The 19667-nt window shown below is 74.9% G+C and carries 15 protein-coding genes; 9 read left to right on the top strand and 6 right to left on the bottom strand.

Annotation, left to right across the window (positions count from 1 at the left end; translation table 11 throughout):
• Positions 1–52: 52 nt before the first annotated feature.
• The gene (locus ACOBQU_RS25270; protein ID WP_423634711.1) at positions 53–2836 is read right to left on the bottom strand and encodes a beta-N-acetylglucosaminidase domain-containing protein; all 2784 of its coding nucleotides are present in this window, start codon (positions 2834–2836) and stop codon (positions 53–55) included.
• Between the two features lie 1198 nt (positions 2837–4034).
• On the opposite strand from ACOBQU_RS25270, the gene ACOBQU_RS25275 reads away from it, so the two are divergent.
• Genes ACOBQU_RS25275 through ACOBQU_RS25285 form a run of 3 tightly spaced genes read left to right on the top strand, consistent with a single transcriptional unit; the run spans position 4035 to position 6749 of the window.
• On the top strand, positions 4035–4271 hold the full coding sequence (locus ACOBQU_RS25275) for a hypothetical protein (RefSeq protein WP_423629782.1): 237 nt from the start codon (positions 4035–4037) through the stop codon (positions 4269–4271).
• Positions 4272–6461, top strand: coding sequence for a 4-alpha-glucanotransferase (malQ, locus tag ACOBQU_RS25280; RefSeq protein WP_423629784.1), 2190 nt, complete (start codon positions 4272–4274; stop codon positions 6459–6461).
• 48 nt (positions 6462–6509) lie between these two features.
• Entirely contained in the window at positions 6510–6749 is a 240-nt protein-coding gene (locus tag ACOBQU_RS25285; RefSeq protein WP_423629786.1) for a hypothetical protein, read from the top strand.
• 162 nt (positions 6750–6911) lie between these two features.
• Here the strand turns inward: ACOBQU_RS25285 and ACOBQU_RS25290 are convergent, their stop codons facing one another.
• Positions 6912–7475, bottom strand: coding sequence for a MarR family winged helix-turn-helix transcriptional regulator (locus ACOBQU_RS25290; RefSeq protein ID WP_423629788.1), 564 nt, complete (start codon positions 7473–7475; stop codon positions 6912–6914).
• Positions 7476–7629: 154 nt separating this feature from the next.
• Here ACOBQU_RS25290 and ACOBQU_RS25295 point away from each other — a divergent pair, with 154 nt between their 5' ends.
• Entirely contained in the window at positions 7630–8574 is a 945-nt protein-coding gene (locus ACOBQU_RS25295) for an EamA family transporter (protein ID WP_423629790.1), read from the top strand.
• 7 nt (positions 8575–8581) lie between these two features.
• On the opposite strand, the gene ACOBQU_RS25300 is transcribed toward ACOBQU_RS25295, so the two are convergent.
• From ACOBQU_RS25300 to pepN, 3 genes are all read right to left on the bottom strand, one after another.
• Positions 8582–8755 carry a hypothetical protein gene (locus tag ACOBQU_RS25300; RefSeq protein ID WP_423629792.1) on the bottom strand — a complete coding sequence of 58 codons (174 nt, stop codon included), beginning with the start codon at positions 8753–8755 and terminating at the stop codon, positions 8582–8584.
• Positions 8756–8847: 92 nt separating this feature from the next.
• Positions 8848–9195, bottom strand: coding sequence for a hypothetical protein (locus ACOBQU_RS25305; protein WP_423629793.1), 348 nt, complete (start codon positions 9193–9195; stop codon positions 8848–8850).
• 380 nt (positions 9196–9575) lie between these two features.
• Positions 9576–12140: an aminopeptidase N gene (gene pepN / locus ACOBQU_RS25310; RefSeq protein ID WP_423629795.1), complete on the bottom strand. Its 2565-nt coding sequence runs from the start codon at positions 12138–12140 to the stop codon at positions 9576–9578.
• Between the two features lie 372 nt (positions 12141–12512).
• On the opposite strand from pepN, the gene ACOBQU_RS25315 reads away from it, so the two are divergent.
• The 5 genes from ACOBQU_RS25315 to ACOBQU_RS25335 all read left to right on the top strand — a co-directional run bounded on the left by ACOBQU_RS25315 (position 12513) and on the right by ACOBQU_RS25335 (position 17692).
• The gene (locus ACOBQU_RS25315) at positions 12513–13511 is read left to right on the top strand and encodes an ABC transporter substrate-binding protein (RefSeq protein ID WP_423629797.1); all 999 of its coding nucleotides are present in this window, start codon (positions 12513–12515) and stop codon (positions 13509–13511) included.
• A 181-nt stretch (positions 13512–13692) separates the two neighbouring features.
• Entirely contained in the window at positions 13693–14538 is an 846-nt protein-coding gene (locus ACOBQU_RS25320; RefSeq protein ID WP_423629799.1) for an ABC transporter permease, read from the top strand.
• On the top strand, positions 14535–15314 hold the full coding sequence (locus ACOBQU_RS25325) for an ABC transporter permease (protein ID WP_423629801.1): 780 nt from the start codon (positions 14535–14537) through the stop codon (positions 15312–15314). Before ACOBQU_RS25320 ends, ACOBQU_RS25325 begins: the two co-directional genes overlap by 4 nt.
• A gap of 324 nt (positions 15315–15638) precedes the next feature.
• Positions 15639–16421, top strand: coding sequence for an ABC transporter ATP-binding protein (locus tag ACOBQU_RS25330; protein ID WP_423629803.1), 783 nt, complete (start codon positions 15639–15641; stop codon positions 16419–16421).
• Positions 16418–17692, top strand: a complete 1275-nt coding sequence (locus tag ACOBQU_RS25335; protein WP_423629805.1) for a flavin-dependent oxidoreductase — start codon at positions 16418–16420, stop codon at positions 17690–17692. The genes ACOBQU_RS25330 and ACOBQU_RS25335 overlap by 4 nt, the downstream gene beginning before the upstream one ends.
• 713 nt (positions 17693–18405) lie before the next feature.
• On the opposite strand, the gene ACOBQU_RS25340 is transcribed toward ACOBQU_RS25335, so the two are convergent.
• Positions 18406–19590, bottom strand: coding sequence for an MFS transporter (locus ACOBQU_RS25340; protein WP_423629807.1), 1185 nt, complete (start codon positions 19588–19590; stop codon positions 18406–18408).
• Positions 19591–19667: the final 77 nt, after the last annotated feature.

Consider the following 19667-nt stretch of genomic DNA (forward strand, 5'->3'; position numbering starts at 1 on the left):
CCCCCGCGCGCTGTCCTGCCCGGCCGCGCTCCACCTCGCCCCCGAGCGCCCCTCAGTCCCGTACGGCGTACGCCTCCACCGACCACAGCGAGTACCCGAACCGCGTCGCCCGCCGCTCGCCCCGCACCCGTACGAAGCGGGTGTCCGGCGCGTCCATGCGCACCGACTCGCGCCCGCCCCGGCCCGCGCGCACCACGGCCGCCGTCCGCCACGTCCTGCCGTCCGCCGACGTCTCGATCCGGTACGCGGCGGCGTACGCGTCCTGCCAGCGCAGCACCAGTCGGCCGAGGCGCACCGGCCGGGGCAGTTCGAGCCCCCACCAGGCGTCGTCCTCGGCGGGCGAGGACCAGCGGGTCGTGGCGTCGCCGTCGATCGCGGCCGACGCGGGGAAGTCCCCGGTCTCGTCGCCCGACGACGACGCGCGGGCGCCGCGCGCCAGGTCCGGGCCGCCGGTGCGGGGGAAGGCCCGCACCACCAGCGTCCGCGTCTCGCCCGCGAACGTGACCGGGACCTCGTACGTGCCCGCCCGCGTGCCCCGCGCCACGCTCACCTCAACGGGCACGTCGACCCGTGTGCCGCGCGGCAGGACCAGCCGCCCCGGCACCCGCACCGCGAGGCCCTTCGGTGCCTTCGCGGTCAGCGTCCCCCGGACGTCGCCGGGGCGCCGGGACAGCAGCCGCGCCGTGATCCGCTCGGGGCCGCCGCCGATCTCCGCGTCCGTCTCCGCGCGGGCCAGCGCCAGCGCGGCGGCGGGCCGGTCGTCGAACCAGGGCACCAGATGGCGCGCCCCGCCGCCGCCGGACACCGTGACCCGCACGGCGTCCGCCCGCACCTCCTCGGGCGGCCTGACCTCGGTGGCGCCGGATGCGTCGAGCGCGGCGAGGCGGCGCCAGCCCCCGCCGGGCACCCGCGCCTCGACGGCGCCCCGCGTGCCCGGGTCCGTCAGCGCCGTCACCGCCGCCAGCGGCCGGGCCCCGCGCCAGGCGGCCCGCCCGCCGTCGGCGGCCTCCCGCCGACCGGTGCCCGCCCACGCCGCGTACGCCTTCTCGGCGCGCGCCAGGAACGGGTCGAGGACGCCCTTGCCGACCCTCACCGGGCTCGACCGCAGCGCCGTACGGAGCGTCCGCAGGGCGCGCGCCGCCCGCCACGCCGCGGCCCCGTCACCGCGCGCCGCCGCCGTCAGCAGGTCCACGGCCGTCACGCCCGCCTGCCCGTACCGCGCCAACTGGGCCGTCCAGGGCCGCACTTCACGGTCAAGGTCACTGCCCGCCAGGTGCTCGGGCGCGTCCCGCATCACCGCGAACGCGGCCCGCAGCCGCCCCGCGGCCGCCTCCACCCGGCGCCGGTCGCCCGTGGTGCGCGCCGCCCAGAACGCGCTGAGCGGCGGGCGCAGATACGCCGACTCGTCGGCGCCGAGCACGGACGACGCGTCGTTGCCCGCGAGGGCCCGCAGCGCGCCGCGCGCCTTCGCGTCACCGCCCGCGAGGTCGTCGATCGCCGCCAGCCAGGAGGCGTGCGGGCGGTAGCCGCGCGGGTTCCAGGCGAAGTCGGCGGCCGTGAACAGCGGGACGCGGGACGCGACGGGCTGCTCCATCGCGGTGCCGAGCAGCGCGGCCGAGCCCTGCGCGACGGCCGGTTCGCGGCCGGTGTACGGGCCGAGGAAGAGCCGGTCCGGCGCGAAGTCGTTCACCGGGTAGTTGTCCATCGTCACCAGCGGCCGCGACCCGAACGCCCGGCGCGCGCCCGCCAGTTCGCGCCCCGTGATGGTGCGCGGTACGACGCCGACGCCCGTCCACGCCACCCGCACCCGCCGGTCGAGGCGCCCCGACAGCGCCTCGCGGTACGCGGTCGCCCCGTCCTGGTAGAACTCCGTCGGCATCAGCGACAGCGGCCGCGCCCCGGGGTGCCGCTCGGCCAGGTGGCGGGCCACGGCGTTCGCGACGCGGGCCTGCGCCTCGGCGGCGGCCTCCGGGCCGGAGCCGAACACGTCCGCGTCCCGCTCGCAGTGCCACTCGCTGTAGCTCACGTCCTGGAACTGGAGCTGGAACGCCCGGAAGCCGAGGGCCCACATCGCGTCGACCTTCCGCGTGAGGGCCCGCAGGTCCTCCCGCGACGACAGGCACATGCCCTGGCCCGGGGCCACCGCCCAGGTGAGCGTCACGTGGTTGCGGGCCGCGCGCCGGGCGAGCGCGCGGAACTCCTCGCGCTGCGCCGCCGGGTACGGCTCGCGCCAGCGGGCCTGCCGGTAGGGGTCGTCGCCCGGCGCGTACACGTACGCGTTCTGCTTCGTACGCCCCAGGAAGTCCAGCTGCGCCAGGCGCTGCCGCCGCGTCCACGGCGTCCCGTAGAACCCCTCGGTGAGGCCCCGGACCGCCGTCACCGGCCAGTCCCGCACCCATACGCCCGGCACGGCGGACCCCTCGCCGACCAGTTGGCGCAGCGTCTGTACGCCGTGGAACAGGCCGTCGGCGCCCACGCCCTCCAGCGCGACCGTGGCCCGCCCCGCGACGCGCCCCGCGGCCAGGCGGTAGCCCCCCTCGGGGAGGTCCGCGCGCGGGGGCGCGCCGAGCTGGCGCAGGGTCCTGTCGGCGGCGGTGCCTCCGGTGTACACGACGAGGTGGCCCCCACCGGGCGGTGGGCCGTCGCCGCCCTCGCCGCCCTCGCCGCTGCCGCTCGCCGTGACGGTCTCCCGCACGCCCGCGTGGCGCAACAGCGTGCGGAGGGCTGTCGTGGCGTGGGGGTCGGTGTGCTGGGTGGTGACGAGGGTGACTTTGTGGCTGAGGGGGAGGGGGAGCCGTTCGGGGTTGCTGGGCCCATGGTTTGGGGGCGGGGCCAGATGGGAGGGAGGGGGCTTGGGGGCTTCTGGGGTGCTTGGGGTGTCCGGGGTGCTTTGGGTGCTTGGGGTGTTCGTGGTGCTTGGGGGGTTTTGGGGGTGTTGAGGGTGGTGGGGGCCTTGGGGTTGCTGGGTGAGGGGGGTGAGGGGGGTGCGGCGAGGGCGTTGGGGGCGTTGGGGGCGGGGATCAGGGTGCTGGCGAGGACGGCTGCCGCGATGGCGGCTGCGCTGCCGCCCCTTGTCCGCCGGGTCCGCACCGGGGCCCCTCCCTCGTCACTGCCGCCACTTGCGTGGTCACGCACGGCACCGACCCCACCACTTGCGTGCGGCGGGTGTCAACGCGGGCCCTTCAGTGCCGGGGGTGGCCGCCGGGTTTGTCGCCGCTTCGCGGCTCGCCCTCATGCGCCGGGCGGGCTGTGTCCTGGCTGGGGTCCGTCTTTTGGGTGCGGGTGGCTTCGCGCTATCGCGCTCGCGTTCTCCCACCCGCCCGCCCTTTTCGGCGCTGCGCGCCGTGCCCTCAGTCGCCGGGCGGGCTTTTTCCCCGCCCGCCCGCCCTTCGTCGCGCTGGCGCGCTCGTCCTCAGTCGCCGGACGGGCTTTTCCCGCTCACCCGCCCTTGTTTGCCGCCGGGCGGGCTTGAGTACCCGCCCCGGAGGGGGCGGGTGGGCGGGGAAATCTCCGCCGCGAAGCGGCGGAGCCCCACGACGAAAGCGGCAGAGGGGAGACGAGCCCGCAGGGGCACGATCCAGCCCGTCCGGCGTTTGAGGACGAGCGCGCCAGCGCGATGAAAGGGCGGGTGGGTGGGGAAGCCGGAGCCCCACGGCGAAGGCGGCAGAGGGCCACGTGCCCGCAGGGGGACAAGCCCCAGCCCGTCCGGCGTTTGAGGACGCGCGCGCCAGCGCGATGAGGGGACGCAGGGGGCCACGCGCCCGCAGGGGCGAGTTCCAGCCCGTCCGGTGTGAGGGCGGGTGCGGTGGCGTGAGGGAAGGGAGGGTGGGTGGGGAAGAGGAAGAGGGAAGGGGGAGTGCCACGGCGGGTGCGGTAGACCCCGGCTCGCCCGTGGCGGAGCGGTGGAGGTCGCCCGGCCTTCGAGGGCAAGGGCGTGTGACCGGCGTCACGTTCAGGGGTTGTTTACGTCTGCACCCCTACCCAGTGGGTAGAACCGCGGGACCGGCACCCGCACCCCGAAAAAGGAGCGTTACATGGCCACCTCGGCGCATGTTCTTCTGTCCGGCCTGTCCGACCAGGTCTCGCACCCCGACTCGGGCCTCGACGGATCCTGCTCCTGCGGCTGCCTGGAACCGCCCCTGACGAGCGAGCCGCCGCTCGCGGACGCCGCCCCGCTGACCAGCGAGCCGCCGCTCGCGGACGCCGCGCCGCTGACCAGTGAGCCGACGTCGACGGGGACGGCCGCGGGCCTGGACTCCGCGGGGTTCTAGGTGACCCTGGCCCGGCTGGCCGCCCTGCACGGCGTGGCCACCTCCTACTCCCCGTCCCCGGGCGCGACGATCCAGGCGTCCGACGCGGCGGTCGTCGCCGCCCTCGCGGCGCTCGACGTGGACGCGAGCACCCCGGACGCCACGCAGAACGCCCTGGCGGAGCGCGAACGGGCGTTACGGCAACGGCTGTTACCGCCGACGGTGGTCCACTGGCAGGGCGCGGGTGAGGGAGAGGGGGAGGCGGGCGGGCTCGGTGTGGCGGTGCCCGACGGCACCCGGCTCCGGCTCGACACCGAACAGGGCGACACCCACGAGTGGCCCGCGTCCCAGCCGCCCCCGGCCCCGCTCCCGCTCGGCGTCCACCGCCTGGGCGCCACCGCCCCGGACGGCACCCGCGGGCAGGCCTGGCTCATCGTCGCCCCGCGCCGCGCCCCCGGACCCCGCAGCCGGGAGTACGGATTCCTGGTCCAGCTCTACTCGCTGCTGAGCGGCCACTCCTGGGGCATGGGCGACCTGGGGGACCTCGCGGAGCTGGCCGCCTGGGCGGGCCACGCGCTCGGGGCCGGATTCGTGCAGGTCAACCCGCTGCACGCGGCGGTGCCCGCGGCGCCGGGAGGCGCCAGCGACCCCTCCCCGTACCGACCGTCGTCCCGGCGCTTCCCCGATCCCGTACACCTGCACGTGGAGAGCGTCCCGGAGTTCGCGCACCTGCGGGGCGAGGCGCGGCGGCGGGCGGGGGAGCTGATCGAGGAGGGGGCGCGGCTGCGGCGCTCCGTGCTCGACGAGGGCGCGCTGATCGACCGCGACGCGGTGTGGGCGGCCAAGTCCGCGGCCCTCGAACTGATCCGGGAGGTCCCGCTCGGCCCCGGCCGGTGCGCCGCGTACAGCGACTTCCTCGCCGAGCACGGGCAGGCCCTGGAGGACCACGCCACGTGGTGCGCGCTCGCCGAGCGGCACGGCCCCGACTGGCGCGCCTGGCCCGCCCCGCTGCGCGATCCGGCCAGCCCCGAAACGGCCCGCGCCCGCACCGAGTTGCTGGACCGCGTCGACTTCCACGAGCGCCTTGCTTGGTACGTCGACGAGCAGCTGGCCGCCGCCCAGCGTGCCGCGCGGGACGCGGGCATGGGCATCGGCGTCATCCACGACCTCGCCGTCGGCGTCCACCCCGAGGGCGCCGACGCCTGGGCGCAGGCGCGGTACTTCGCCACCGGCATGTCGGCGGGCGCCCCGCCGGACGCGTTCAACGCGCGCGGCCAGGACTGGGGCCTGCCGCCGTGGCGCCCGGACCGGCTCGCCGCGTCCGGCTACGCCCCCTTCCGCGCCCTGCTGCGCGCCGCGCTGCGGCACGCGGGCGCCGTGCGCATCGACCACGTGATGGGCCTGTTCCGGCTGTGGTGGGTGCCGGAGGGCGCGCCTCCGGCCGAGGGCACGTATGTGCGCTACGACGCCGACGCGATGCTCGCCGTCCTCGTCCTGGAGGCGCACCGCGCGAACGCCCTGGTCATCGGCGAGGACCTCGGCACCGTCGAGCCGGGCGTGCGGGCGGCGCTGCGCGAGCGGGGGGTGCTCGGCACGTCGGTGCTGTGGTTCGAGCGGGACTGGGAGGGCCGGGAGGGCCCCGACAGCGGTGACGACACGGAGGGTGGCTCGGGTACGGGGCTGCCGTTGCCGCCGGAGCGGTGGCGCGCGGACTGCCTCGCCACCGCCACCACGCACGACCTGCCGTCCACGGCGGCCCGCATCACCGGCGAGCACGTGGCGCTCCGCCACGACCTGGGCCTGCTGACCCGTCCGGCGGCGGCCGAGCGCGCCGAGGCCGCCGCCGACGTGCGCGAGTGGCTGGCCCTGATCTCCCGGCTCGGGCTGTTGCCGGGCGGCGCGGGGAGCGAGGAGGAAGAGGTGCGCGCCGTGCACCGCTTCCTGATCGCCACCCCGGCCCGGCTCGTCGGCGTCTGGCTGCCGGACACCGTCGGCGACCGCCGCCCGCAGAACCTGCCGGGCACCTGGGACCAGTATCCGAACTGGCGCCTGCCGGTCGCGGACGCCCAGGGCCGCCCCCTCGGCCTGGAGGAGCTGGCGGCGGCACCGCGGCTGCACGCGCTGCTCGACGTCTTCCGCAGGCCCGGAGGGTTCGGAGGGTTCGGTGGGCCCGGCGGGGCCGGAGGGTTCGGCGGGGGCGGCGCCCTCTGATGGCACCCCGGGCGCGCGGCCCGCGAAGCGGTTCGCTACGTTGGCACCGTGGACAAGAAGAACGCCCTGCGCGCCGGTGCGGTTGCCGCCGGTACGACGCTGATGATGCTGCTCATGTCGTCCCCCGCGCTCGCGCTCACCCGCGACGACGGCGACGACCCGGCTCCCAAGCTGAGCGTGGTCGAGACGCTCGGCCTGTTCGTCGCGGCGCCGATCGTCCTCTTCCTGGTGATCGCGGGCCTCGTGATGATCGGTGACAAGTCCCGCAAGCAGGCCAAGCAGGGCTGACCCGCCCGGCACACCTCCGGGACCCACCGGTTCCTCTCTGGCTGAGAGTCCGGTCGAGGGCCCAGTCGAGGGCGCCCTTGGGCGACGTACTTCCCCGTGGGGGATGCGCCGCCCAAGGGCGCCCTCGACGTGTGTGCGGGCCGCCGCCGAGCGCCGCCCGGCTCAGGCGGACTGGACGCCCGCGAGCAACTTCCGCAGCAGCGCGGCCAGCTGGGCCGCCTCCGCCTCGTCGAGCCCGGAGGCGGTGAGCGCCGCCCGCTGCTCCTCAAGGCCCGCCGTGACGGCCCGGTCGACGACGGCGAGGCCCTCCGGCGTGAGCGTCACCTGGAGTCCCCGCCGGTCGTGCGGGTCGGGCGAGCGGCGCAGCAGCCCGGCCCGCTCGAGCCGGTCGAGGCGCCCCGTCATCCCGCCGCTGGTCAGCATCAGGGTCGAGGAGAGCTGGCGCGGGGAGAGCGTGTAGGGCTCGCCGGAGCGGCGCAGCGTGGCGATGACGTCGAACTCGCCGCGGGTGACGCCGATGCGGCGGTACGTCTTCTCGATGCGGTCGGCCATGGCCTGACCGGTGCGGTAGACGCGGCCGAAGACTTCCATGGGCGTGGTCTCCAGGTCGGGCCGCACCACGGCCCACTGGTCGATGATCGCGTCGACGCCGTCCCGCTCGACGGCGGCCACGGCGGTGTCCGTGGCCGCGCTGCCCGTGGCGGCGCTGCTCTCTGTGGCGTGCATGCCCGCAGTATCCATCCAGGGAAAGAAGCTTGCAAGAAAGTAGCTTCGGAGGAAGCTGCTTCTGTGTAAGCAGATTGACGGTAAGAGGATTGGTGGTAAGAGGGTTGATGGTAAGTGGGTTGACAGTAAGTAGCTTAGCTCTAAGCTACTTTCCATGAACCGTGCCACCGCGACGCTGCTCACCGCCTACGCCCCGGTCGTCTGGGGCTCCACGTACGCGATCACGACGGAGTTCCTGCCGCCGGACCGCCCGCTGTTCACGGGCTTCATGCGGGCGTTCCCCGCGGGCCTGCTCCTGCTGCTGCTCGCGAGACGGCTGCCGAGAGGCGAGTGGTGGTGGAAGGCGGCGGTCCTCGGCGCCCTGAACATCGGCGCCTTCTTCCCGCTGCTGTTCCTGTCCGCGTACCGCCTGCCCGGCGGCATGGCGGCGGTCGTCGGCTCGGTCGGCCCGCTGTTCGTGGCGGGGCTCTCGGCGCTGCTGCTCAGCGAGCGGCCCCGTACGCGCACGGTGCTCGCGGGGGTGGCGGCCGCGCTCGGCGTGAGCCTCGTCGTCCTGAAGGCGACGGGCTCGCTGGACGCGGTGGGCCTGGCCGCGGCGGTAGGCTCGACGGCGTCGATGTCCACGGGCACGGTCCTCACCAAGCGCTGGGGCCGCCCCGAGGGCATCGGCCCGCTGGCCCTGACCGCCTGGCAGCTGACCGCGGGGGGCCTGCTGATCGCGCCGGTGGCGCTCCTCGTCGAGGGCGCCCCGCCCGCCCTGGACGGGCGGAACATCGCGGGGTACGTCTATCTGGCCCTGGCCGGTACGGCGCTCGCGTACTGGCTCTGGTTCCACGGCATCGGCCGCCTGCGCGCCACCCAGGTCAGCCTCCTCGGCCCGCTCTCACCGCTGACGGCGGCCGTCATCGGCTGGGCCGCGCTCGGCCAGTCGCTGACACCGCTCCAAGTGGTGGGCATGGTGGTGGCCTTCGGGGCGACGGTGTTCGGGCAGCTGGCGGCGGGCGCCGCCAGGCGCGTCCCGCGGCCGGAGCGGGAACCGGTGCCGCAGCCGGAACCGGTCCCCGCGCCAGCCGTGCCGGGTGAGGCGGCGCGGCCGTAGCGCGCCGCTACCGGCGGGGCGCCACCTTGTCCTTGAGCGTGTAGCCCCCGGCGATGACGGTGCCGTCGGCGGCGGGCGCCATGCACTTGGCGAGGGGCGGCTCGCCCTTCCCGTTCGGCCCCGTCATGCCGACGCGGGCGGGGCCGCGGCCGTCCTCGGGGACGTGGAAGCTGGCGCCCATGCGGACGTGCGGGTCGAGTTCCTTGAGCCACGGGTGCCCGGGGCTCGTACGGAAGAGCCGACCGGTGACGGTCGCGGTGGGGCCGCCGGTGGTCAGGCAGTCGACCTTGAAGTCCCCCAGTACACCTTCGGCGGCTTGCCGCCCGGCTGTCCGAAGCTGTGGTAGATCCGGAAGGTGCCCTTGCTCCTGGTGGGCCGCCACGGGTTCTGCGCCGGGTAGGTCGCCGTGGCGTCGACGCTGATCCGGACGTCGTCCTCGGGGACGGGGTAGTTCAGGCGGCCCTCGCCCTTGAGGGCGGAGGTGACGACGGCGGGCTTCTGCGGGGTGCGGACGGCGTCCGGCTGGTCGGGCGCGGCGACGGCAACGGGGGCCGCGACGGCGGCGACGACCGCGACGAGCGCGACGGCACGCAGGGAGTTCTTCAGAGTCAGAGGACGCATGACGGCTCCGTGTCTTCCAGCACTAGGGGGCGAGGTGAGAACACACGTCGATCCTCCTGAACCCCCGCACGCCCCACGTCCCCCTCAGGTAGCGACCACCCCCGCCGCGAGGGGGAGAGGCCGCAGCCGCCAACGGCGAAAAGCCCCCCGACGACGGCCCGCGGCCGCCAGTGGCGCTCAGCCCCCACGGGGAGCGTCCACGTCTCACGAGGCGGCAACGGGTGGGCGGGTGGGAGAACCCCATGACGACGGCCCGCGGCCGCCAGTGGCGCTCGGCCCCCACGGGGAGCGCCCACGTCCCGCGAGGGCGGTGACGGGCGGGCGGGTGGGAAAGCACCCCGCCGCGGCAGCGGCACCCCGCCCCGCCCGCCCGGCCAGGGCTACGCGTCGGCCGCCCGCGCCCGCAGGGCCCGCTCCACCCCGGCCCGCGCCTCCGTCACCACCCGCCGCAGCGCGGCGTTCGGCTCGGCGGCGGCCAGCCACGCGTCGGTGGCGTCCAGCGTCTCCCGCGCCACCTGCACCGCCGGGTAGAGCCCCACGGCGACCTGCTGCGCCATCTCGTAGGAGCGGGACTCCCAGACCGACTTGACCGCGGCGAAGTACTTCTCCGTGTACGGCGCCAGCAGCTCCCGCTGCTCGGTCTGGACGAAGCCGGAGATCACGGCCTCCTGCACGGCGTTGGGCAGCTTGTCGGACTCCACGACCGACGCCCAGGCCTCGGCCTTGGCCTCGGGGGTCGGCCGCGCGGCCCGCGCGGCGGCCGCGTGCCGCTCGCCCGCCGCCGTCTTGTCCCGCTCGTACTCGGCGGCGATCTCCGCCTCGCCGAACCGCCCGGTCGCCGCGAGGCGCCCCACGAACGCCCAGCGCAGCTCGGTGTCGACGGCGAGCCCGTCCACCGTCTCCGTGCCGTTCAACAGCCCTTCGAGCAGGGACAGTTCCGCGTCCGTGCGGGCGGTGGCCGCGAACGCGCGGGCCCAGGCAAGCTGGTGGTCGCTGCCCGGCTCGGCGTCCCGCAGGTGGGCGAGGCACGCCTCCGTCCAGCGGGCCAGCGCCGCGTCGCGGCCCGCGGGGGCGGCGTACAGGTCGAGGGCCAGCTTCACCTGGCGGTGCAGCGACTGCACCACGCCGATGTCGGACTCCTTGCCGATGCCGGACAGGACCAGGGACAGGTAGTCGCGCGTCGGCAGCTCCGCGTCGCGCGTCATGTCCCACGCCGACGCCCAGCACAGCGCGCGCGGCAGCGAGGCCTCGAAGTCGCCGAGGTGCTCGGTGACGACGGCCAGGGACTCGGCGTCCAGGCGGACCTTCGCGTACGACAGGTCGTCGTCGTTGAGCAGGATCACCGCCGGGCGGGCCCGGCCCACCAGCGCCTCCACGGCCGTCAGCTCGCCGTCGACGTCCAGCTCCACGCGGTCGGTGCGCACCAGCTTGCCGGACGCGTCGTCCAGGTCGTACAGGCCGATGGCGATCCGGTGCGGGCGCAGCGTGGGCTCGCCCTTGGCGCCCTCGGGCAGCGCCGGGGCCTCCTGCTTGACCGCGAAGGAGGTGATGGTGCCGGAGGAGTCGACGTCCACGACCGGGCGCAGGACGTTGATGCCCGCGGTCTCCAGCCACTTCTTCGACCAGGTCCTCAGGTCCCGGCCGCTGGTCTCCTCCAGCGCACCGAGCAGGTCGCTCAGGCGCGTGTTCCCGAACGCGTGCCGCTTGAAGTAGGCCTGCACGCCGCGGAAGAACTCGTCCTCGCCGACGTAGGCGACCAGCTGCTTCAGGACGGAGGCGCCCTTGGCGTAGGTGATCCCGTCGAAGTTGACCAGGACGTCGTCCAGGTCGCGGATGTCCGCCATGATCGGGTGCGTGGACGGCAGCTGGTCCTGGCGGTAGGCCCAGGTCTTCATCTGGTTGGCGAAGGTGGTCCAGGAGTGCGGCCACTTCGACCCCGGCGCGTACGCCTGGCAGGCGGCCTCCGCGTAGGTGGCGAACGACTCGTTCAGCCACAGGTCGTTCCACCACTCCATGGTCACCAGGTCGCCGAACCACATGTGCGCCAGCTCGTGCAGGATCGTCGCGGCCCGCACCTCGTACGCCGCGTCCGTGACCTTGGAGCGGAACACATACTGGTCGCGGATGGTCACCGCGCCCGCGTTCTCCATCGCGCCCGCGTTGAACTCCGGCACGAACAGCTGGTCGTACTTCTTGAACGGGTAGGGGTAGTCGAACTTCTCCTGGAACCAGTCGAAGCCCTGCCGGGTGACGTCGAAGATCGCGTCGGCGTCCAGGTGCTCGGCGAGCGAGGGGCGGCAGTAGATGCCGAGCGGCACGACCTGCCCGTCCTTCTCGTACGAGGAGTGGACCGCGTGGTACGGGCCCGCGATCAGGGCCGTGACGTAGGTGGAGAGGCGGGGCGTGGGCTCGAAGACCCAGACGTCGTCCTTGGGCTCGGGCGTCGGGGAGTTCGAGATCACCGTCCAGCCGCTCGGCGCCTTCACGGTGAACTGGAAGGTGGCCTTCAGGTCGGGCTGCTCGAAGGAGGCGAAGACGCGGCGGGCGTCCGGCACCTCGAACTGCGTGTACAGATACGCCTGGTCGTCGACCGGGTCGACGAAGCGGTGCAGGCCCTCGCCGGTGTTGGTGTACTCGCAGTCCGCGACGACCGTCAGCTCGTTGCGGCCCTCACGCAGGTGGCGCAGCGCGATGCGCGCGTCGCGGAAGACCGCGCCGATCTCCAGGGCGTGGCCGTTCAGGACGACCTCGTGGACGGCCGGGGCCACCAGGTCGATGAACGTCTCGGCGTCGGCCTCGGCGCTGTCGAAGCGCACGGTGGTCACCGACCGGTACGTGCCGCCCTCCTGCGCTCCGGAGAGGTCGAGATCGATCTCGTACGAGTCCACGGTGAGCAGCTTCGCTCGCTGCTGCGCCTCTTCGCGGGTCAGATTGGTGCCGGGCACGCGGTCATCTCCTCGGTACGACGTGCGAACTTTCCGTGATGTTTCCGGCCATCCTTCCATGGGGCCGGGCGGGGCGCCCCGGGCCATTGTTCTCACGGTGTGCTGCCGTTAGCATCCGCGCGTCGGCTCGGGCCGCACAGCGGCCCGGAGCGGTCAGTGAGCGGTCAGTGAGCGGCCCGGCGCGGGCCGGGAGCGGCCTGGGAGCGGGGTCGGGAGCGGATGCGGATGGCAGGCGGGGCACGGGGTCTTCGGCGGCTACGCGGCGCACCCCCGACGGCGGCGCTCCGCCCCCTGACGGCCGCGCGCCCTCTGACGGCCGCGCGCCCTCTGACGGCCGCGCGCCCCCTGGCGGCCGCGCGCCCCCTGGCGGCCGTGCGCTCCCTGGCGGCCGCGCGTCCGCTGACGGCCGCGCGCTCGGTGGTCGCGCTCACCCTGCTCGTGGCGGCCACGGCGGCCTGCGGCGGCTCCGGCTCCGACTCCGGCGGCGGACCCGGCGGCCTGGAGAAGACCCGGATCACCGTCGGCACCATGCCCGTCGCCGACACCGCCCCGCTGCACCTGGCCATGGAGAAGGGCTACTTCAAGGCGGAGGGCCTCACGGTCCGCACGACCACCCTCAGCGGCGGCGCCGAGTCGGTCAGCCGCCTGCGCGCGGGCGCCCTCGACATCTCCTTCGGCAACTACGTCTCGTACGTCCTCGCCCACGCCCACAAGGCCATCGACGTGCGCTTCGTCGCCGACGCCTTCCAGTCGGCGCCCCGCACCCACGCGGTGCTCGTCCCCAAGGACTCCCCGGTCCAGAACCTGAAGGACCTCGAAGGCAAGAAGATCGGCGTCAACACCAAGCGGAACATCAGCGCCCTGCTGGTGCGCAAGGCGGCCAAGGCGGAGGGCGCCGCGTTCGACGACGACAAGAGCTTCGCCGAGGTCGACATGCCGAACATGGAGACCGCCCTGAAGTCCGGCAGCGTCGACGCCGTGCAGGCCGTCGAGCCCTTCGTCACCGCGATCGAGAACTCCGGCACCGGCCGCGTCGTCGCCGACCTCGGCAAGCCGCCGACGGCCGGGTTCCCGATCGCCGGGTACGCGACGACCGCGTCCTTCGCCAAGGACCACCCCAAGACGGTCGCCGCCTTCCAGCGGGCCCTGGCCCGCGCCCAGAAGCAGGCCGCCAAGCGCTCGGCCGTCGTCGCCGCGCTTCCGGAGTACACGCGGATCACCGCCGAGCAGGCGGCCCGCATGCACCTCGGCGGCTATCCCGTGACGCTCGACCCGGGCCGGTTGCGCCGGGTGGTCGACCTCATGCGGGAGTTCGGCTACGTACGGGAGAAGGTCGACGTGGAGCGGCTCGTCGTCCGCCCGGAGCCGTGAGGCCGCGATGCCGGGCGGGCGGGGCTGGTGCGGGGCGAGTGACGTCGTGAAGCGGGTGGCGCGGTGAGGCGGGCGATGCGGTGAAGCGGGCGATGCGGTGAAGCGGACGGCGCGTTCCGGTCCGGGCTCCGGCCCGGAGTCAGGGGCGCGCGCTCGCTCGCGCGCCCCGTCGCGCGCCGGAGTGCTGGTCTCGCGCAGGTGGGGGCGGGCGCTCCTGGGGGCGCTCGGCATCGCGGGCGCGGTGCTCCTCGTCGAAGTCGTCGCCCGCAGCGGGGTGTTCGACGCCCAGGCCCTGCCGCCCGCCTCATCCGTGCTGGCCCGCGCCGCCGAGATGGCGGGCGACGACGGCTTCCTCGGCGACCTCGGCACCACCGTCTCCGCCTGGCTCGGCGGGCTCGCGCTCGCCGCCGCCCTCGCCGTGCCCGCCGGGCTGCTGCTCGGCAGCCTGCCGAGGCTGAACACCGCGAGCCTCGCCGTCGTCGAGCTGGCCCGGCCCATCCCGTCCGTGGCGCTGATCCCCCTCGCCATCCTGGTCTTCGTGGAACCGGACCGGGTCGAGCGGTCCCTCGTCTGCTACGCGGCGCTGTGGCCGATCCTGCTGAACACCCTGTACGGGCTGCGCGACGTCGACCCCGTCGCCAAGGAGACCCTGCGGTCCTTCGGGTTCGGGGCGTGGGGGGTGCTGTGGCGGGTGTCGCTGCCCAGCGCGGGCCCGTTCGTGCTGACGGGGGTGCGGATCGCGGCGTCGGTGGGGCTGATCGTCGCGGTCAGCGCGGAGTTGCGCGCCGGGGGCGACGCGGGGCTCGGGGTGTATCTGCTGGAGTCGCAGTCGGGCGGCGGGCGGCCGGACCTGATGGTGGCGGGGGCCGTGTGGGCGGGGGCGCTGGGGATGGGGGCGAACGCGGTGCTGGTGGGGGTGGGGAGGCGGTTGTTTCCTCAATCGCGCCCCTCGGTACTCCGAGCCTCGTCCTCGAACGCCGGACGGGCTGGGGCTTCGCCCGACGGCATCGAGAGGGCGGGGCCATGACATTCCTCAGCCGTCTCCTCACGTACCTGCTCGCGCGCGGGTGGCTGCTCGTGGTGCTCGTCGGAGTGTGGGAAGGAGCCGCCCGGCGGGCCGGGGACCTGTACTTTCCGCCGCCGTCGCGGATCGTGCGCGTGATGGGGGAGCTGTGGTGGTCCGAGCGGGCGCTGGACGACCTGGTGCCGAGCCTGAGCCAGCTGCTGCTGGGGTGGGCGCTGGCCGGGGCCGCGGGGATCGCCCTCGGGACGGCGATCGGGCTGTCGCGGACGGCGTTCTACGTGCTCGACCCGGTGCTCCAGTTCGGCCGTGCCGTGCCGCCGCCCACGCTGATCCCGTTCTTCATGGTCGCCTTCGGACTCGGCACGTCCATGCAGGTGGCCACGATCGTCTTCGGGGTCGTCTGGCCGGTGCTGCTCAACACCGCCGACGGGGTGCGGTCCGTCGAGCCCGTGCAGCTCGACTCCGCGCGCGTCTTCGGGATCGGCGGCCTCGGGCGGCTGCGGTACGTCGTGCTGCCCGCCGCCGCGCCGAAGATCTTCGCGGGGCTCAGGGTCGCGCTCGGCTTCGCCCTGATCCTCATGGTCATCGCCGAGCTGATGGGGTCGGGGGACGGCATCGGCGCGCGGCTCAACGCGGCCGAACGGGACTTCAGGCCCGACGAGTTATGGGCCACCATCGTGCTGCTCGGTGTCATCGGCTGCGTACTCAACGGGCTGTTCCTGCTCGTCGAACGGAAGGCCCTCGCCTGGCACAGGGGCGCGAGGCGGATGAACACTTAGGGCGCTGAGGCGCGACGGGGCGCCCGGTACCGCGAGCGCACCGGCCGCGCACGCGATGCATCCGGTGTACGGGGCACGGGGGAACGCTCGCCCCGTCCGCGTACTCACAGCACGTAGACCACGACCATCACGCAGACCACGCACACAGACCACGCACACAGACACACAGACCACGCGCACAGACCACGTGCACAGACACACCGATCACGCACACAGACCACGCGCACAGACACACCGACCACGTACACGGACCCGCCCACAGGGGTCGCGCACAGACCACCCAGCACGTTGACCGCGTGCCATCGGTAGCAGGGGGAACAGGGGATGTTGGAGATCACGGGGCTCAGCCACCGGTACGACGACGGGCACCAGGCCGTCGACGGGGTCGAACTCTTCGTGGACCGGGGCGAACTGGTGAGCATCGTCGGCCCCTCGGGCTGCGGCAAGTCCACGCTGCTCAGATGCGTCGCCGGGCTGCAGCGGCCGAGCGCGGGGCGGATCGCCGTGGACGGCCGCGCCGTCGACGGCGTGCCCGACGGCCTCGCCGTCGTCTTCCAGGACTACACGCGCTCGCTCTTCCCGTGGCTGACCGTCCGCGACAACGTGGCGCTGCCGCTGCGCCGCCGGGGGCTCGCGCGCGCCGAGCGGCACGAGCGGGCGCGCGCCGCGCTCGCGCAGGTCGGCCTCGCCGACACCGAGGGCAAGCACCCCTGGCAGCTCTCCGGCGGCATGCAGCAGCGCGTCGCCCTGGCGCGCGCGCTCGCCTACCGGCCCGCGCTGCTGCTCATGGACGAGCCGTTCGGCTCCGTCGACGCGCAGACCAGGGAGGACCTGGAGGACCTGCTGCTCGCGGTGCGGGGCGGCGGCGACCCCGGCGGCCCCCCGAGAGCACCCGGGGACGGCATGACCATCCTGCTCGTCACGCACGACATCGACGAGAGCGTGTACGTCGGCGACCGCGTCGTCGTCCTCACCGGCGCCCCCGGGCGCGTGCACAGCGACCTGCGGGTCGAACTCCCGGCGCCGCGCGACCAGATCGCCACGCGCGGCCTGCCGGAGTTCGTGAAGCTGCGGGCCGAGGTCGGACGGGCGGTGCGGCGCCCATGAGCGTGGACGTGCTGGTCGCGGGCGCGGGCATCGGCGGACTCACCACCGCGCTCAGCCTGCACGCGGCGGGGATCGGCGTGCGCGTGGTGGAGAGCGTGGACGTGCTGCGGCCCGTCGGCGTCGGCATCAACCTGCTCCCGCACGCCGTGCGGGAGCTGACGGAGCTGGGCCTCGGCGAGCAGCTGGCCGCGACCGGCGTGCAGACCGCGGAGATGGTCCACTACGACCGCCACGGCAACCGCATCTGGGGCGAGCCGCGCGGCCTCGCCCTCGGCTACCACTGGCCGCAGTACTCCATCCACCGGGGCGCCCTCCAGATGATGCTGCTCGACGCGGTGCGGGAGCGGCTCGGCGAGCGGGCCGTGGTGACCGGCACCGCGTTCGTGCGGTTCCTGGAGGAGGGCTCGGCGCTGCGGGTCGTCGTACGGGACCTGGCGCGCGGCCGGGAGCACGCCGTGCGGGCGCGGGCGCTCGTCGGAGCCGACGGGCTCTACTCGGCGGTGCGGGCGCGGCTGCACCCGGGCGAGGGGCCGCCGCTGTGGAACGGCATCCGCATGTGGCGCGGCGTCACCGAGTGGCAGCCCGTCCTCGGCGGCCGCACCGTCGCCGTCGCGGGCAGCAACGCCCAGGCCAAGCTCGTCGTCTACCCCATCTCGCGGGAGGCCGAGCTGCGCGGGCGGGCGCTGCTCAACTGGGTGGCCGAGGTGCGGTTCCCCTTCGAGCCGGGCGGGCCCTCCGGATCGGCCGACTGGAACCGCAGCGGGCGGCTCTCCGAGGTGCTGCCGCACTACGCGGGCTGGCGCATCGGCGACCTGGACGTCCCGGCGCTGTTCGCCGCCACCCGGCGCATCCTGGAGTACCCCATGGTCGACCGGGAGCCGCTGCCCTGGTGGGGCAAGGGCGCCGTCACCCTCCTCGGTGACGCCGCGCACCCCATGTACCCCGTGGGCTCCAACGGCGGCTCCCAGGCCATCCTCGACGCCCGGGTCCTCGCCCGCTGCCTCGCCATGACCGACCCCGACCGGGTGGCGGGCCTGCGCGCGTACGAGGAGATCCGCCGCGAGGCCACGACGGCGCTGGTGCTGGCCAACCGCAGCATGCCCGCCGACCGCTTCCTCGCCGCCGTCGCCGAACGCGCCCCCGAGGGCTTCGACCGCGTCGAGGACGTCCTGACGGCCGAGGAGTTGGGGGAACTGGAGGCGGCGTACCGCTGGACCACCGGAACGGATGTCGCGGAGCTCAACGGCAGGGGGAGCTGGGGGGTGGGGTAGGCCCCACCCTCGCCCCGCCCTGATCGGCGCTGCGCGCCGTGCCCTCACACGCCGGGCGGGCTTTCCCCCGCCCACCCGCCCCTCCTTGCCGCTCCGCGGCTCGTCCTCAAACGCCGGACGGGCTGGAACGCCCACCGTCTCACCGCCGTCGCCTGCCGCGAGTGCCCCACGCGCCCGTGGGTCCCACCTGCCCCGTGGTCCCACCCGCCCGCCCTCTCTGGGGCGGGCGGGTGGAATCAGCCCGCCACCGGGCCCTTGAGAGCGAGCGCGGCACCACAATCGCTTCAGCCGGTCCGGCCCATGCGGACCAGCGCGCCACAGCGACGACCCACCCAGCAGGCGCTTGAGAGCGAGCCCGCCACCACGACGATCCAACCCGCCCGGCACCTGCCAACCAGCCCGTCACCGCGACGATCCAGCCCGCCCGGCGTTTGAGGGCGAGCGCGGTAGCGCGACTGGTCCAGCCCGTCCGGCGTTTGAGGACGGGCCGCGCAGCGGTGATGTCGGGGGTGAGGGGCGGAGCCCCGTGGAGGGCGGGTGGGTGGGGGACGCGAGCGCGGTAGCGCGGAGCCAGCCGCACCGGGAAGACGGGGCCCGGCAGGCCCACAGCCCGCCCGGCGCATGAGGGCGAGCCGCGAAGCGGCAAGAGGAGGGGGTGCCAGGGGGCGGAGCCCCATGGTTCCGGGAAGGGGCGGGGTGGGGGAGAAGCGGCGTCACCCCCGGCGGCCGCCCGCCACCACGACCACCGCGAGCGCGGCCACCGCGAGCCCGCCCCCCACCCACAGCGCCGACGTCACCCCGGCCCCGTCGGCGACCCGGCCCCCGACCAGCGCCCCGAGCGCGATCGCCACGTTGAACACCCCGGCGAAGAGCGCGGACGCCGCCTCACGGGCGTGCGGCGCCGCCGCCATCACCCAGTTCTGGGAGGACACCGACACTCCGCCGTACGCAAGGCCCCACGCCACGAGCAGCACCACGGACGCCACCAGCGAGCCTCCGGCCGTACCCATGAGGAGCACCACGCCCCCGAGTGCCGCGGTGATGACGAGCAGCGCCCGCCGGGGGTCGCGCGCGGCGATGGAGCCGCCGAGGAAGTTCCCGGCGATCCCGGCGACGCCGTAGGCGAGCAGCAGGGAGCTGATGAGCCCGGCGCCGACGTCCGGCACCCGCTCCAGGACGGGACGTACGTACGTGTACGCGGCGAAGTGCCCCACGACGAGCAGCCCCACCGCGACGAGCCCCACCCGCAGCCGCGCGAGCCGCAGCAGTCCCCCGAACACGCCGAGCCGCACGGCCTCCGCGGCGGGCAGCGCGGGCAGCAGCACCCGCAGCAGCACGGCCACGCCGAGCCCGAGCGCGGCGACGGCGCCGAAGGCCCAGCGCCACCCGGCGACCTCCCCGAGGAACGTGCCCGCGGGCACGCCGAGGACGGAGGCGACGGCTATGCCGCTGAAGATCACCGCGGTGGCCCGCCCCACGGACTCCGTACGCACCAGGCGCACGGCGAGGGACGCGGCGACGGCCCACACGCCGCCGATGCACAGGCCGACGACGATCCGCGCGACGAGCAGCACGGCGAACGACGGCGCCAGCGCGGACAGCAGGTTCGCGGCGCCGAGCAGCAGCATCAGACCGCACAGCACGGTGCGCCGGTCGGCGCGGCGCACGGCGACGGGCAGCAGGAGCGCGGCGAGGGCCGCGACGACTCCGGGCAGGGTGACGGTGAGCCCCGCGGTGCCGTCGGAGACGTCGAGCCCCGAGGCGAGCGAGGTGAGCAGGCCGACGGGCAGCATCTCGGTCGTGACGACGGAGAACGTGGCGGCGGCGACGGCCAGGACGGCGGGCGGCAGACTCCGCCGCCCGGTGGCGGCGTGGGGGGTCTGGGTCAGGGTTTCCATGGGCACCAGCCAACGCCCGCACGCCGACCGGGAACAACGCCGAAGTTCTCATCCTTGAATGAGCTGGGCTCATCGAT

Origin of the sequence: Streptomyces sp. G45, from assembly GCF_049542095.1 — a bacterium.
GTDB lineage: Bacteria > Actinomycetota > Actinomycetes > Streptomycetales > Streptomycetaceae > Streptomyces.